At 62.5% G+C, this 13,780-nt stretch carries 14 protein-coding genes; 10 read left to right on the plus strand and 4 right to left on the minus strand.

Annotation, left to right across the window (positions count from 1 at the left end; genetic code table 11):
- Positions 1–159 precede the first annotated feature (159 nt).
- Positions 160–1,506 carry a glutamate--tRNA ligase gene (gltX, locus tag ACQ5ID_RS03585; RefSeq protein WP_429911104.1) on the plus strand — a complete coding sequence of 449 codons (1,347 nt, stop codon included), beginning with the start codon at positions 160–162 and terminating at the stop codon, positions 1,504–1,506.
- Here gltX and ACQ5ID_RS03590 read toward each other — a convergent pair.
- Together ACQ5ID_RS03590 and ACQ5ID_RS03595 are read right to left on the minus strand one after the other, a co-directional pair.
- Positions 1,503–2,375 carry a CPBP family glutamic-type intramembrane protease gene (locus ACQ5ID_RS03590; protein ID WP_429911105.1) on the minus strand — a complete coding sequence of 291 codons (873 nt, stop codon included), beginning with the start codon at positions 2,373–2,375 and terminating at the stop codon, positions 1,503–1,505. The genes gltX and ACQ5ID_RS03590 overlap by 4 nt on opposite strands.
- Before the next feature lie 126 nt (positions 2,376–2,501).
- Positions 2,502–3,029: a phosphoribosyltransferase gene (locus ACQ5ID_RS03595; RefSeq protein WP_429911106.1), complete on the minus strand. Its 528-nt coding sequence runs from the start codon at positions 3,027–3,029 to the stop codon at positions 2,502–2,504.
- A 103-nt stretch (positions 3,030–3,132) separates the two neighbouring features.
- Here ACQ5ID_RS03595 and ACQ5ID_RS03600 point away from each other — a divergent pair, with 103 nt between their 5' ends.
- Positions 3,133–3,309 carry a DUF1328 family protein gene (locus tag ACQ5ID_RS03600; protein WP_127566698.1) on the plus strand — a complete coding sequence of 59 codons (177 nt, stop codon included), beginning with the start codon at positions 3,133–3,135 and terminating at the stop codon, positions 3,307–3,309.
- A gap of 90 nt (positions 3,310–3,399) precedes the next feature.
- Here the strand turns inward: ACQ5ID_RS03600 and tyrS are convergent, their stop codons facing one another.
- Complete coding sequence (gene tyrS / locus ACQ5ID_RS03605; protein WP_429911107.1) at positions 3,400–4,665, minus strand: tyrosine--tRNA ligase; 1,266 nt, start codon at positions 4,663–4,665, stop codon at positions 3,400–3,402.
- Positions 4,666–4,894: 229 nt separating this feature from the next.
- Between tyrS and ACQ5ID_RS03610 the strand changes: the two genes are divergently transcribed.
- Positions 4,895–6,013 (plus strand): anhydro-N-acetylmuramic acid kinase, encoded by a 1,119-nt coding sequence (locus ACQ5ID_RS03610; RefSeq protein WP_429911108.1) that lies wholly within the window; start codon positions 4,895–4,897, stop codon positions 6,011–6,013.
- A 134-nt stretch (positions 6,014–6,147) separates the two neighbouring features.
- Here ACQ5ID_RS03610 and ACQ5ID_RS03615 read toward each other — a convergent pair whose 3' ends face one another.
- Positions 6,148–6,822, minus strand: coding sequence for an alpha/beta hydrolase (locus ACQ5ID_RS03615; RefSeq protein WP_429911109.1), 675 nt, complete (start codon positions 6,820–6,822; stop codon positions 6,148–6,150).
- A 238-nt stretch (positions 6,823–7,060) separates the two neighbouring features.
- Between ACQ5ID_RS03615 and ACQ5ID_RS03620 the strand changes: the two genes are divergently transcribed.
- The 7 genes from ACQ5ID_RS03620 to ACQ5ID_RS03650 all read left to right on the plus strand — a co-directional run bounded on the left by ACQ5ID_RS03620 (position 7,061) and on the right by ACQ5ID_RS03650 (position 13,776).
- Positions 7,061–7,531 carry an Rrf2 family transcriptional regulator gene (locus tag ACQ5ID_RS03620; protein ID WP_429911110.1) on the plus strand — a complete coding sequence of 157 codons (471 nt, stop codon included), beginning with the start codon at positions 7,061–7,063 and terminating at the stop codon, positions 7,529–7,531.
- An 8-nt stretch (positions 7,532–7,539) separates the two neighbouring features.
- On the plus strand, positions 7,540–8,679 hold the full coding sequence (locus ACQ5ID_RS03625) for a cysteine desulfurase family protein (RefSeq protein WP_429911111.1): 1,140 nt from the start codon (positions 7,540–7,542) through the stop codon (positions 8,677–8,679).
- A gap of 131 nt (positions 8,680–8,810) precedes the next feature.
- Entirely contained in the window at positions 8,811–10,316 is a 1,506-nt protein-coding gene (sufB, locus tag ACQ5ID_RS03630) for a Fe-S cluster assembly protein SufB (RefSeq protein WP_429911112.1), read from the plus strand.
- Complete coding sequence (locus tag ACQ5ID_RS03635; protein WP_429911113.1) at positions 10,316–10,684, plus strand: hypothetical protein; 369 nt, start codon at positions 10,316–10,318, stop codon at positions 10,682–10,684. The genes sufB and ACQ5ID_RS03635 overlap by 1 nt, the downstream gene beginning before the upstream one ends.
- On the plus strand, positions 10,677–11,441 hold the full coding sequence (sufC, locus tag ACQ5ID_RS03640) for a Fe-S cluster assembly ATPase SufC (RefSeq protein ID WP_429911114.1): 765 nt from the start codon (positions 10,677–10,679) through the stop codon (positions 11,439–11,441). Before ACQ5ID_RS03635 ends, sufC begins: the two co-directional genes overlap by 8 nt.
- Complete coding sequence (locus ACQ5ID_RS03645) at positions 11,441–12,538, plus strand: SufB/SufD family protein (RefSeq protein ID WP_429911115.1); 1,098 nt, start codon at positions 11,441–11,443, stop codon at positions 12,536–12,538. The genes sufC and ACQ5ID_RS03645 overlap by 1 nt, the downstream gene beginning before the upstream one ends.
- Positions 12,535–13,776 (plus strand): aminotransferase class V-fold PLP-dependent enzyme, encoded by a 1,242-nt coding sequence (locus ACQ5ID_RS03650; RefSeq protein WP_429911116.1) that lies wholly within the window; start codon positions 12,535–12,537, stop codon positions 13,774–13,776. Before ACQ5ID_RS03645 ends, ACQ5ID_RS03650 begins: the two co-directional genes overlap by 4 nt.
- Positions 13,777–13,780 lie beyond the last annotated feature (4 nt).

Here is a 13,780-nt window from a genome sequence, read left to right on the forward strand (position 1 = left end):
GGGGCCTTGTCCATAAAAGTTCCCCCCTCCGTCAGCTGCGCTGACACCTCCCCCGTAAACGGGGGAGGAAAGATTGGTTCTGGCATTTGACGCCCGCATGCGGGCGTGGCAAAGCCAGCCGCCTTCATCTGCCGCTCTAACTGTGCTGGAAATCCGTTCATGTCCGTCAAAGTCCGCTTCGCGCCGAGCCCGACCGGGCTGATCCATGTCGGCAATGTGCGCATTGCGCTGATGAACTGGCTGTTTGCCCGGCGCGAGGGCGGGGTGTTCGTGCTGCGTGTCGATGACACCGATCTGGAACGCTCAACCAAGCTGTTCGAGGACCAGATCGTGGAGGATCTCCACTGGCTGGGCCTGAACTTTGATGAGCGCTTCAACCAGTCGGCGCGCTTTGATCTTTATGAGGCTGCGCGGGCAAAGCTGGTCGAAACTGGCTTCCTCTATCCGTGCTACGAGACCGAAGATGAGCTTGATCGCAAGCGCAAGCTGCAACGCGCGCAGGGCAAGCCGCCTGTCTATGACCGCGCCGCGCTGAGCCTTACCGATGCCGACAGGGCGAAATACGAAGCAGAGGGGCGCAAGCCTCACTGGCGCTTCAAGCTGTCTGGCGGGCGCATTGAGTGGAATGATCTGGTGCGTGGCCCCAGCCATATCGACACCAGCTCGGTCTCTGATCCCATCCTGATCCGCGAAGATGGCAGCTATCTCTACACGCTCCCCAGCGTTGTTGATGACCTCGAAGCGGGCATCACGCATGTGATCCGCGGCGAGGACCATGTGACCAATTCCGCCGCGCAGATCGAGATTTTCGACGCGCTGGGCGGGATGGGTTCTTCGCCTGCGCTCGCGCACTTCCCGCTGCTGGTCGGCTCGGATGGCGAGAAGCTTTCCAAGCGTATTGGCGGGCTGTCGGTGAAGGCGCTGCGCGAGGAGGAGGGCATCGAGCCGATGGCCATTCTCTCCCTGCTGGCCAAGCTTGGCACGTCTGACGCCATCGAGGCGCGCAGCGATCTTGCCTCGCTGGTATCAGAGCTCGATTTCTCGAAAGTCTCGCGCACGCCTGCGCGCTTCGACTTTGCCGAGATGGAGCGGCTGAACGCCAAACTGCTCCATGAGACGGGGTTCCTCGCGGTCAGGGACCGGCTGGAAGCCCTTGGTATCACGGCTGGTGAGGCGTTCTGGAATGCCGTGCGCCCCAATCTCAACCGGCTCAAAGACGCCGCGGACTGGTGGCAGCTGGTTGAAGGCCCGGTCACGCCGGTCATCGAGGATGCGGACTATGCCGCGAAGGCAGCGTCACTGCTTCCCGATGGCGAACTGACCCGCGAAAGCTGGGGCGTGTGGACCAGTGCCATCAAGGCCGAGACGGGCCGCAAGGGCCGCGAGCTGTTCATGCCGCTGCGTCAGGCGCTTACCGGCCAGAACCACGGCCCGGAGATGGATGTGGTGCTGATGCTGATCGGGCGGGATAAGGCGCTGGCCCGTCTGTCGGGGCAGGCGGCCTAAACCGCTCTGCCAGTCCGGCGCCGTTTTAGCAGAACCGCAATCAGCGCGATGACCCCGCCTAGAGCTATAGCGCTCATCCAGCTGAAGATCGCGATCTCGTTGAAACTGGCCGCATCGGCTGGATTGACCGAAATAAAGCGGTTCTGGCCCATCAGCTGGATTGTGGTCTGGAACGCGGTGTGAAACCCCATCGCGGTCCACAACGAGCCTGTCCAAATTCGCAGAAGTGCCAGGGTGATCCCGAAGCTCAGGAAGAGGATCACGCGATCGGTGCCTATCTCCCAGCCTGTTCCAAGCCCCAGCAGATTGCTCAGCGCCACCAGTCCGAAAGCGAACAGCATGAAGAATATGGCCTGGCCTATGACTGCCACCAACAAGCCTGCAGCATCGTCCAGCTGATTCATTATGTATCCACGGATCGCTGTCTCTTCGGGAAGTGCCTCGTAGAAGAAAACCACAAGTATGTGGAACACAACTATGCCCAGTGCGGTCAGAGAAAACGGGCTGATGGCAAGTTCAATATATCCCAGATATACGCCTGCCATTATTCCGCCGGCCGCCAGCACTATCCAGAACGCCGCACCAAAAAGAAAAGTAATGATGGCAGAGGAGGTGCGGACAAAGCCCAGCTCACTCCATGACCGTCTCTGGAGGCGCCGGTGCATGAGCCATACGATGCCCATTACGAGCAGGCTGGTCAGCACCGCCCTCAACCCCGCAACCGCCATATTGGGGAGGTTGGGTTGAAGTATGTTGGCCGATATCCATCCCAGACCCGACAGTATAGCTACGAGAACTGCGGCCATGATAATGACCCGGACCAGTGCGCTGCCCCGACCGACTGGAATTTCGCTGCTTTGCGTATTCATGCCGAACATGCTCCCCCTGAAGTTGATTGAATCAAACGATAGGTAGTGTGGTCTGCGCAGGCAAGGCTGCATCCTTGGATTAAGCGAAGACAGGTAAGGCAGGTGCTGACACCTCGAAGCGGCGCCTCACAAAAACCCGTCTGGCACCGGCTTGTGGGCACGGATCTCTTCGTCCGTCAGCCCTTCCAGCTCATGGGGGAAGACCAGCCAGTCATTTGTCTCGTGGACGTGATAATCGGGCCGTAGCGGCGTCTCGTTGCGCTGCGGCTTATACCAGGCGACGGCTGTGCGCACCTCATAGCGGCCCTTGAGCGCGTCCAGCACAGCGGCCAGCGTATGGCCCCGGTCCAGCACATCATCGACCACCAGCAGCCTGCTGCCAGCTGGAAGCGCAGCCGTCAGGGCATCCAGCCCGGAGATGGCGATCTGGCTCTTACGCTCATCGATCCCGGTATAGGACTGCGCGGCGAGGGGAGAGTGGCCGGCGTTCACGCCCTTGAACGCCAGCGCCTCGTGCAGGGCGATGGCAATGGGGCTGCCACCGCGCCACAGACCGACAAGATGATCCGGGTGCCAGCCGCTTTCCAGCACGGCCAGCGCCAGCGCGAACCCGTCGCGCACAAGGCTGTCAGCGGTCAGAAAGCGTTTTGCCATGAAGGATTTTCCGGGCTGGTGTGTGAAGTTTTTTGCAAGTGTGGGAACGCTATCTGAGGGGCGGCGTTATCTGTTCGTGTTCAAAATGCGAAAGGATAGCAATATGCTTCGTCTAGCGCTGGCCTTCTTTATCGTTGCGATAATTGCGGCCCTGTTTGGGTTTGGTGGTATTGCCGCTGGCGCTGCCAGCATTGCCCAAATTCTTTTCTTCCTCTTTGTGGTCCTGTTCCTGGTCGCCCTCGTTGTCGGCCTGGTGCGCGGACGCTCACCGAGGATATAGGTCTTCCCTAAAGGGCAGAGCGTTTGTAAGGCCGGGCTTTCCCCTTAGCCCGGCCTTACCAGTGCGTGGCGTTACTAGTGCGTGGCGTTTCTAACTGGTAATGTTTATCGGCCGCACCAAGGAAATCCTCTTTCCTAGCTGAACCTTGTATGCCCCTGTGGAGGCGTCATTGTCGGCGTAAGGGAAAATATCACCTGGGGCAGAAACTTTTCGGTCGTTGATATAAAGCGCGCCCTCTTTGATCTTTCGTTTCGCCTCGCCCCCTGATGGGACGAGTTGAGAAGCTAGCGCAATATTCAGCGCTGATCGTCCGTAGGGCCACGACCCACCGCTACAGTCCAATTCAAAGGTCGGAAGGTTGCTCGTTGCAACGCCCTGTTCAAATGCCGCCTTCGCGGTTGCCTCCGCCTCGCTCGCCGCCGCATCGCCGTGCAACATGGCGGTCGCGGCATTGGCAAGCGCGATCTTGGCGTCGTTGATTTCTGCGCCCTGCAGGGCTTCCAGCCGGGCGATCTCGTCAAGCCGAATATCGGTGAAGAGTTTCAGGAAGCGGCCCACATCGGCGTCTTCGGTATTGCGCCAGAACTGCCAGTACTCGTACGGGCTTTTCATGTCGGCATTGAGCCAGACCGCGCCATCGGCCGTCTTGCCCATCTTCGCGCCAGACGCGCTGGTAATCAGCGGCGTCGTGAAGCCGAACACTTCCTTGGCGTCCACGCGGCGGCACAACTCCACCCCGTTGATGATATTGCCCCACTGGTCGGCCCCGCCCATCTGCAGCGCCGTGCCGAACCGCCGGTTCAGCTCCAGATAGTCCACCGCCTGGAGCAGCATGTAGTTGAACTCCAGGAAGGTCATGGGCTGTTCACGCTCAAGGCGCAGCTTCACGCTGTCAAAGCTGAGCATGCGGTTGATCGTGAAATGCGTGCCGTAATCGCGCAGGAAATCGAGATAGCCGTATTCGGCCAGCCATTCGTCATTATTGACGACCATGGCCTCCTTCATGTCGAGCAGCGCGCCGAAGGGTTTGAGGATGCCTTCCTTGTTTTCCGCGATGATTTCCGGCGTCAGCATGGGGCGGCTGGTGTCGCGCCCTGTCGGATCGCCCACCTTGGTGGTCGCACCGCCCATCAGGACGATCGGCTTGTGACCAGCCTGTTGCAGACGGCGCAGCAGCATGATCTGGACCAGCGAGCCGACATGGAGCGAACGCGCGGTGAGGTCAAAGCCGATATAGCCGCTTAAGCGTTCCTTCGCCGCGCGCTTGTCTAGCCCCTCGATATCGGTTGCCTGATAGAGATAGCCGCGCTCCACCAGCGTGTGGACGAGTTCTGACGCGTAGGTGCTTGCGGCCATGGGATAAGGCTTTCCTGTGAATGCGAATAGCGCGCTAATAGCAGGATTGTACGCGGGTATGGAAGGCGCTGGGCCATCGTATGGGAGATCGAGGCTGCGGGTGTGTGACGATCCCCGCTTTTGCGCGGGCAAAAGCGGCAAGGCCGACTGGCCGCCGCGCCTCGTGGCGCGATAGCCAAGCGCCCGGATGGGCGCGCCGGCGACTGAGGCCAATAAAAAAGGGCATTCGATGAAGTGGGTGGGATTGATGAGCGGCACCTCGCTGGACGGGGTGGATGCAGCACTGCTGGAAAGCGATGGCGAGAGGCTGATCCGCTTCGGGCCGGGGCTGGAGCGCGCCTACATGCCGTCAGAGCGCAAAGTGCTGCAAGCGGCTGTCGGTGCCGCGCTGCAATGGCGCTGGCAGGGCGAGGCGCAGGGCGTATTCGCGGAGGCGGAAGCCGTGCTCACCACCACCCATGCCGAGGCGGTGGAGGCGGTGTGTGCCAAGGCGGGCATCACGCCATCAGAGCTGGATGGGGTGGGGTTTCACGGCCAGACCGTGCTGCATCAGGCACCCAGAGGCGACGTGGCGGGGCGCACCCTGCAGATCGGGGACGGGCAGGCGTTGGCGGAGCGGCTCGGCTGCCGGGTGGTATTTGATTTCCGGTCTGCGGATGTGGCCGCAGGCGGGCAGGGCGCGCCTCTGGTGCCGGTCTATCACCGGGCGCTGGCGGATTGGTCCGGGCTGGAGCGGCCTCTGGGCGTCATCAATATTGGCGGCGTCGCCAACATCACCCATATCGCGGCTGACGGCACGTTGACGGCGTTCGATACCGGTCCCGGCAATGGGTTAATCGATGCCTTCATCGAAGGTCATACCGGCGAAGCGATGGACAAGGATGGCGAAATCGCCGCAAACGGCCGCATCCATGAGGCGGCCTTTGCCGAATTTCTCGCCAATCCGTATTTTGCTGCGCCGGGACCAAAATCGCTCGACCGCTGGGACTTCTCCCTCGATGCGGTGCGCAATCTCTCACTGGAAGACGGCGCAGCCACGCTGACCGGCCTGACCGCGAAGACGATTGCGCTCGGCGTCGCCGCCCTGCCGGACACGCCGGGACGGCTGGTTCTATGCGGAGGCGGGCGGCGCAACAAAACGCTCGCCGAGCTGGTGGCCGCGGCTACGGGACTGAAAGTCTATTCCGCCGAGGCGCTCGGCTGGCGCGGTGATCTCGTTGAGGCCGAAGCCTTCGCCTTCCTCGCCGCGCGGGTGATTGCCGGCCTGCCCTATACCTTCCCCGGCACGACGGGCGTGGCAGCGCCGATGGGCGGGGGGAAGGCGGTGGTGCCTGCTGCTTCCCGCTGATCAGGCACCTCAACGTTGTCATCACCCGCTTCATGCGGGTGATCCATGCCTGCAAAGTAGCCCGTAGGCTTGCACCTCTCAGGCATGGGTGGCCCGGACAAGCCGGGCCATGACACCATTTGAGTGGGGCGTTGCTACCGCTTCGAAATTTTCGGCTTGGGATTGTCCAGCTCGACAAGGCGCAGATCGAGATAGTCATCGATAGCGGTCTGCAGCGGCTCGACATGGTTCGAGAACAGATGGCCTGCGCCGGGAATGATCTGGCGCTTGATGTCGATACCCTTCTGGGCGCGCACCTTGCTCATCACCTTTTCCATGTCGTCATGCGGCACGATCACGTCCGCCTCGCCGTGTGCGACAAGGCCCGATGCCGGGCAGGGCGCCAGGAAGGTGAAGTCGTACATGTTGGTGGGCGGGGAGACCGAGATGAAGCCGGCAATCTCCGGGCGGCGCATTAATAGCTGCATGCCGATCCACGCACCGAAGGAGTGGCCGGCCACCCAGCAATAGGGGGCGTTGGCATTGTGGGCCTGCATCCAGTCCAGCGCCGTTGCACCGTCGGACAGCTCGCCCAGGCCTTGCTCATAAACGCCCTGGCTGCGGCCCACGCCGCGGAAGTTGAAGCGCAGCACGGCAAAGCCGCGCTGTTTGAACACTTCATACATCATCAGCGAGACGGGCGTGTCCATATGGCCGCCCCCGCGCGGGTGGGCATGCAGGATCAGCGCGACGGGCGCGTTTTCGGCTTTTCCGGGCGTATACTTGCCTTCGATGCGGCCGGCCGGGCCGGGAATAATGACGTCAGGCATGGGTGATCTGGTCTTCCCTGAAACTCTAATGCACTAGCAGCCCCGTCAGGTTTGCGCGCGGCGTATCGGCGCAGTATGCAAGGCGGCGGACAATAATTCTTGACTCTGTAGCTGGGATACCTACTTCCGAAAGCAAGGCGGCTTACCAGCACGGCGTGCGCGCTCTTAGCATAATGCGCCGGGCAATTGCGAGCACGGGAAACAATTTACCGGGCTTTCCAGCTCAGGAGAGGCAGCAATGAAGCTGAGTACCAAGGGCCGTTATGCGGTAATGGCGATGGCCGATCTTGCCAGTCATGTGGACGAGCGGCCGGTGCCGCTGGCCGAGATCGCCTCGCGTCAGGAAATCTCGCTATCCTATCTTGAGCAGCTGTTTGCGCGCATGCGCCGGGCTGGTATCGTCAAGGCGGTGCGCGGCCCCGGCGGAGGCTACCGGCTGGCGCGGGCTTCGGGCGATATCCGCATTTCCGACATCATTCTGGCGGTCGACGAGCCGGTCGATATCACGCGCTGCCAGCACCAGATGAAGGGCTGTATGGAAAACGGCCAGCGCTGCATCACTCATGATCTGTGGGATGAGCTGTCGCGCCATATCCATCTCTATCTCAGCTCGGTCAGCCTTGATGATGTTGTCAGCCGCCGGGTGGCCGGGTCTGCCAGCGGTCCGCGCGGCATGGCAGCAGCCCTGAGAGCCGCAGCAGCAGAATAGCAGGAATTATGACCGTCTATCTGGATCATAACGCAACCAGCCCGTTGCGCGCCGAAGCGCGCGAAGCGATGGCGCGTGCCTATGATTCAGGCGGTAATCCATCTTCGGTGCATGGCCCCGGACGGGCCGCGCGGGCCTTCGTGGAGACGGCGCGGGCTTCGCTCGCCCGCCATTTCGTGACGCGCGCCGAAGATGTGGTTTTCACCTCCGGCGGCACCGAGGCGAATAATCTCGTGATTGCCTCGGCCAAGGCGGCAGGCGCTAAGCGCCTCATCATTTCGGCTATCGAGCATGATGCGGTACGCGATGCGGCGTCCGCCAGCGGGCTCGACGTTGAAATGCTGCCGGTCACGGGCGATGGCGTCGCTGATCTGGGCTGGCTGGAGGCGCGTCTTTCGCGCTGGGACCGCGAAGCCGAAGGCGTGCCCTTTGTGGCGTTGATGGCGGCCAATAACGAGACCGGCGTGATCCAGCCCGTAGAGGCTGCCGGGCGGCTCGTGCGCGAAGCTGAGGGCCTGTTCCACGTCGATGCGGTGCAGATGGCGGGCAAGCTCGCCTTCGATTTTGCCGGCAGTCTTGCCCATTATGCAGCGCTGTCCGCGCACAAGGCGGGCGGGCCGCAAGGCGTTGGCGCACTGCTACTGGCGTGTGATGCGCCGCTTAACCGCCAGATGCATGGCGGCGGGCAAGAGACGGGGCGCCGCTCCGGTACCGAGAATGTCGCCGGTATTGCGGGCTTTGCCGCTGCCCTCGCTGCCGTAGAGGCTGACGAGGCCACGCGCATGGCCGCTCTGCGTGACGCGCTGCAGTTGAGGCTGGAATCGGTTGAGGGCGTGCGCATATGGGGGGCAGGGGCGGATCGCTTGCCCAATACGCTCTGCCTGTCTGCTGACGGGTGGGCCGCAGAAATACAGGTTATCGCCATGGATCTGGCGGGCTTTGCCATCAGCGCAGGCTCTGCCTGTTCCTCCGGCAAGGTGAAAAAAAGCCGCGTGCTGGAAGCGATGGGCGCGAGTGCGGACGAGGCCGCCAGCGCCATCCGTATCAGCCTTGGCTGGACGAGTACGCAAGACGATGTGGACCGCTTCTCGGACGCCTGGATACGCGAATACGCGCGCATCCGGCCGCGCCTCGCGGCCGCTGTGTAGTGACTGACTAAACCATTCTTGCGCACGCAAGAATGGCAAGGCCGAACGGCCGCCGCGCCTCGTGGCGCGGTAGCCAAGCGCCCGGATGGGCGCGCTGGCGCTTGAGGCTGACTAAAGGAAGGACGGGCTCCATGCCTGCTGTGAAGGAAACGATTGAAGACGTACGCCGGCTGGAAGCCGACAAGTACAAGTATGGCTTCACGACCGAGATCGAGCAGGAGTTCGCGCCCAAAGGGCTGAGCGAAGAGACCGTGCGCTTCATCTCGGAGAAGAAGGGCGAGCCGCAATGGATGCTCGACTGGCGGCTGGATGCCTATCGCCGCTGGCTGCAGATGGAGGAGCCCACATGGGCCAACGTCCATCACCCGAAAATCGACTATCAGGACGCGTATTACTATGCCGCGCCGAAAAACGTAGCCAATTACAAGTCTCTGGACGAAGTTCCTGCCGAGCTGCTTGAAACCTATAAAAAGCTCGGCATCCCGCTTCGCGAGGCCGAAGTTCTGCTCGGCGTAGAGGGCGCAGAAGACCGCACCGCCGCCGAAGCGCGCGAAGCGCCGCGTGTGGCGGTTGATGCGGTGTTCGATTCTGTTTCCGTCGCCACGACCTTCAAGAAGGAGCTGGAAAAGGCCGGCGTGATCTTCATGCCGATCTCCGAAGCCCTGCAGGAATATCCTGATCTGGTGCGCCAGTATCTCGGTAGTGTCGTGCCAGTTACGGACAATTATTTCGCGACGCTCAACAGCGCGGTCTTTTCCGATGGCTCATTTGTCTACGTGCCGCCGGGCGTGCGCTGCCCGATGGAGCTGTCGACATACTTCCGCATGAATGCGCAAGGCACCGGCCAGTTCGAGCGCACGCTGATCATCGCCGACAAGGGCGCGTACGTCTCCTATCTCGAAGGCTGCACCGCGCCGATGCGCGACGAGAACCAGCTCCACGCCGCCGTGGTGGAGCTGGTCGCGCTCGATGATGCCGAGATCAAATACTCCACCGTGCAGAACTGGTGGCCGGGCGACGCCGAAGGCAAGGGCGGGGTCTATAACTTCGTCACCAAGCGCGCCGACTGCCGGGGGCGCAATTCCAAGGTCAGCTGGACTCAAGTAGAGACCGGCTCTGCCATCACCTGGAAATATCCCTCCTGCGTGCTGCGCGGCGATAACAGCCAGGGCGAGTTCTATTCCATCGCGGTGACCAATGGCCGCCAGCAGGCCGATACCGGCACCAAGATGATCCATCTGGGCCGCAACACGAAATCGCGCATCATCGCCAAGGGCATTTCGGCCGGGAGCTCCGACCAGACCTATCGCGGTCTCGTCTCGGTGCATGCCAAGGCGGAAGGCGCGCGCAATTTCACCCAGTGCGACTCGCTCCTGATCGGGGATCAGTGCGGCGCACACACCGTGCCCTACATTGAGGCGAAAACGCCCAAAGCCACGCTGGAGCACGAGGCGACGACCTCCAAGCTCTCCGACGACCAGCTCTTCTATGCCCGCTCACGCGGGCTGGACGAGGAAACGGCCGTCGCCCTGCTCGTCAACGGCTTCTGCCGCGAAGTGTTGCAGGAATTGCCGATGGAATTTGCCGTCGAGGCGCAGGCGCTCCTGAAAGTCTCACTGGAAGGGAGCGTGGGGTGATGGAAGATTCGCCACAGCCTGACTTTGAGATGGATAAGGCCGCTAAGCCCATCCATGAAGCAGCCAGTGCGTATGCGCGGTTGATCGTCAAATCGGCTGCCGACCCTTACCTCCTAGAGGCTGCGGTCAGGATCGGCGTCAGCGATTTTGTCTGGCGTTTGCACGATGAGCTGGCAGCTGATTTTGAGCATGAGAGGCTGTTGAAGGCGGCCTCGAATGAACTGCTCTTCCAGGCGGAGGCCTTCACTAAGGCCATAGAGGGTGGCGTGGACCATGAGCGCTACCGGAAAGCTATGGATGAATTATGGGAAGCGCGTGAAGCGGCGGCTAGGGGTGAGCAAGAAGCACATGGAGAAACAAATGCTTGAGATCAAGAACCTCCATGCCCGCGTGAACCCGGAAGAGGGTGAAGCCAAGGCCATCCTGAAAGGCGTCGACCTGACCGTGCCTGCGGGCGAGGTGCATGCCATTATGGGGCCGAACGGGTGCGGGAAGTCTACGCTCTCCTACGTGCTGGCGGGCCATGAGGGCTATGAGGTGACCGACGGCGCGATGCATTTCCTGGGGCAGGAAATCGGCGACATGGAGCCCGAAGAGCGCGCCGCGAAGGGCCTCTTCCTTTCCTTCCAGTACCCGGTTGAAATCCCCGGCGTGCCGACGCTGACCTTCCTCAAAGAGGCCGCGAATGCGCAGCTTAAGGCGCGCGGCGAGGGCGAAATTTCGGCGCCGGAGTTCATGAAACTTGCGCGGGAAAACGCCGCAAAACTCGGTATTTCCAATGAAATGCTCAAGCGCCCTGTAAATGTCGGTTTCTCCGGCGGCGAGAAAAAGCGCATGGAGATTTTCCAGGCGATGATGCTTTCGCCGAAATTCCTCATCCTTGATGAGACGGATTCCGGCCTGGACATCGATGCGTTGCGCGTGGTGGCCGATGGCGTGAATGCGCTGCGCTCGCCGGAGCGCTCCATGCTGGTCATCACCCACTATCAGCGCCTGCTGGAATACCTCAAACCCGACGTAGTCCACGTGATGGCGAATGGCCGCATCGTGGAGACGGGCGGGCCAGAGCTCGCGCTGGAGCTTGAAGCCGAAGGTTATGAGAAATTCACCGGAGCGGCAGCCTGATGGGTGTAGTCCCGCACCTCTCCGCATTTGAAGCGGCGCTCGCAGCCAGCCTGCCTGCGGGCGAGCTGCGCGCTGCGCTGGAAACGGGCGGCCTGCCGCACCGGCGCGTTGAGGCGTGGAAATGGTCAGATCTGCGCGCCGCGCTCGCCAAGGCACCTGCCGGGGCCGGCACGCTCTCCGTCAACGCCTCGCGCAAGGCGGACGAGATGCGCGTGCTGGACCACCAGCCGGACCTGCTCATGCCGCGCCTGGCGGCGGGGCTGTCGGAGGGCTGCCCGGTCTATGCGCTGAAAGAAGGCGAAAGCCTGTCGCTGGACTTTGAAGGAAGCGAGGGCGCGGCCCACCATATCGCAGCCGTAAACGTGCCTGCGGGCGTCCAGGCCACGCTGCATGAGCGCTACCGCGTGGCAGCAGGCGGGTTCGCCAATATCGCCCTGCGTATCGTGCTGGGCGAGGGCGCGACGCTGACCCGCATTGTTGAGCAGGACGCCTCACCCGACGGCGTGCTGGTGGCGACCAGCGGCATTGATCTCGCAGCGCGCGCAAAGCTGCACCAGACGACGCTCGGCTTCGGCGCGAAGCTCGCCCGGCTGGAAACCCATGTCAGCCATGCCGGCGAGGGCGCCGAGCTGAACCTTGGCGGCTCCTATCTCATCGCCTCTGGCCTCCATCTCGACCAGACCGGCATTGTGCGTCACACCGGCCCGAATGGCGCGACGCGCGAGCTGTTCAAGGGCGCGGCGGCCAAGGGCGGGCGCGGCGTCTTCCAGGGCAAGATCCATGTGGAACAGGCCGCCCAGAAAACCGACGCGCAGATGAACCATCGCGGCCTGCTGCTGGCCGACGGCGCGGAAATTTACGCCAAGCCGGAGCTGGAAATTTACGCTGACGATGTGGTCTGCGCGCACGGTAATGCACTGGGCGCGGTGGACGAGGAGGCGTTGTTCTATATGCGCCAGCGCGGGCTTTCCGAGCCGCGTGCGCGCGCCGTGCTGACCCGCAGCTTCCTGGCTGAGCCGCTGGACGCCGTCGAGGACGAGACCGTGCGCGAAGCCCTCCTGGCCAGGCTCGATGCAGCTTTGGAGGCGGTATCGTGAGCGCCCTTGCCCGCACCGCCTCTGCGTTTGATGTGGACGCCATCCGCGCGCAATTTCCCATTCTGTCGCGCGAGGTTCACGGCAAGCCGCTGGTGTATCTCGACAGCGCCGCCTCTGCGCAGAAACCGCAAGCGGTGATCGATGCGCTGGGCGATGTCTGGCGCGGCTCCTACGCGAATGTGCACCGCGGCCTCCATACGCTTGCCAACGAGACGACAGAGGCGTTCGAGGCGACGCGCGGCAAGCTCGCCGCGTTTCTGGGCGCGTCGCGCACCGAGGAAATCGTGCTGACGCGCGGGGCGACCGAGGCGATCAATCTGGTGGCTTCGGGCATCGGCCACAGCCTGAAAGAGGGTGATGAAATCATCCTCAGCCAGATGGAGCACCACTCCAATATCGTGCCGTGGCACTTCCTGCGAGAGCGCAAGGGCGTAGTCATTCGCTGGGTTCCGGTGGCGGATGAAGGGGCTCTAAATACAGCGGCTTATGAGGCGCTCTTTACCTCCCGCACGAAGATGGTGGCGCTCAGCCATATGTCCAACGTGCTCGGCACGAAGAATGACGCGAAGGCGCTGACAGAGATCGCGCACCGCCATGGCGTACCGATCCTTTTCGACGGTTCACAGGCTGCGGTGCATGGCCCGGTCGACGTGTCGGCCATCGGCTGTGATTTCTACGCCATTACCGGGCACAAGCTCTACGGGCCGAACGCCACCGGCGCGCTCTATGCGAAGGGTGACTGGCTGGATCGTCTGCCCGCCTTCATGGGCGGCGGCGAGATGATCGCAGAGGTGAGTGAGGAGGGGGTCGTCTATGCCGCGCCGCCTCACAAGTTCGAGGCCGGCACGCCGGCCATCGCCGACGTGATCGCGCTCGGCGCAGCGCTGGACTGGATGCACGTGCACGTCACGCCGGAGGCGCTGGCGCACGAACACGCTCTGGCAGAGGCGGCCACGTCGGGCCTCAAATCCATGGACGGTATCCGCATTCTGGGCGAGGCACCCGGCAAGGGGCCTATCGTGTCGTTTGTGGTGGAGAACGCCCACGCGCACGACATCGCCCAGCTGATGGACCGCTATGGCGTCGCCGTGCGGGCGGGCCATCACTGCGCCCATCCGCTGATGAAGCGCTTTGGCGTCACCGCCAGCGTGCGCGCCAGTTTTACCGTCTACAACACGCCTGAGGAGGTCGATGCCTTCCTCGATGCCTTGCGCCGGGCGCGCGAGTTCCTCATCTAGGGCT

This window comes from Glycocaulis sp. (genome assembly GCF_050485565.1).
GTDB lineage: Bacteria > Pseudomonadota > Alphaproteobacteria > Caulobacterales > Maricaulaceae > Glycocaulis.

What these genes read in the sequence shown, in the direction of transcription:
- ACQ5ID_RS03595 (WP_429911106.1), bottom strand. Translation starts at nt 3,029, where the DNA reads ATGGCAAAACGCTTTCTGACCGCTGACAGCCTTGTGCGCGACGGGTTC.
- gltX (WP_429911104.1), top strand. Translation starts at nt 160, where the DNA reads ATGTCCGTCAAAGTCCGCTTCGCGCCGAGCCCGACCGGGCTGATCCAT.
- tyrS (WP_429911107.1), bottom strand. Translation starts at nt 4,665, where the DNA reads ATGGCCGCAAGCACCTACGCGTCAGAACTCGTCCACACGCTGGTGGAG.
- ACQ5ID_RS03645 (WP_429911115.1), top strand. Translation starts at nt 11,441, where the DNA reads ATGGGTGTAGTCCCGCACCTCTCCGCATTTGAAGCGGCGCTCGCAGCC.
- ACQ5ID_RS03610 (WP_429911108.1), top strand. Translation starts at nt 4,895, where the DNA reads ATGAAGTGGGTGGGATTGATGAGCGGCACCTCGCTGGACGGGGTGGAT.
- ACQ5ID_RS03635 (WP_429911113.1), top strand. Translation starts at nt 10,316, where the DNA reads ATGGAAGATTCGCCACAGCCTGACTTTGAGATGGATAAGGCCGCTAAG.
- ACQ5ID_RS03615 (WP_429911109.1), bottom strand. Translation starts at nt 6,822, where the DNA reads ATGCCTGACGTCATTATTCCCGGCCCGGCCGGCCGCATCGAAGGCAAG.
- sufC (WP_429911114.1), top strand. Translation starts at nt 10,677, where the DNA reads ATGCTTGAGATCAAGAACCTCCATGCCCGCGTGAACCCGGAAGAGGGT.
- sufB (WP_429911112.1), top strand. Translation starts at nt 8,811, where the DNA reads ATGCCTGCTGTGAAGGAAACGATTGAAGACGTACGCCGGCTGGAAGCC.
- ACQ5ID_RS03590 (WP_429911105.1), bottom strand. Translation starts at nt 2,375, where the DNA reads ATGAATACGCAAAGCAGCGAAATTCCAGTCGGTCGGGGCAGCGCACTG.
- ACQ5ID_RS03625 (WP_429911111.1), top strand. Translation starts at nt 7,540, where the DNA reads ATGACCGTCTATCTGGATCATAACGCAACCAGCCCGTTGCGCGCCGAA.
- ACQ5ID_RS03620 (WP_429911110.1), top strand. Translation starts at nt 7,061, where the DNA reads ATGAAGCTGAGTACCAAGGGCCGTTATGCGGTAATGGCGATGGCCGAT.
- ACQ5ID_RS03600 (WP_127566698.1), top strand. Translation starts at nt 3,133, where the DNA reads ATGCTTCGTCTAGCGCTGGCCTTCTTTATCGTTGCGATAATTGCGGCC.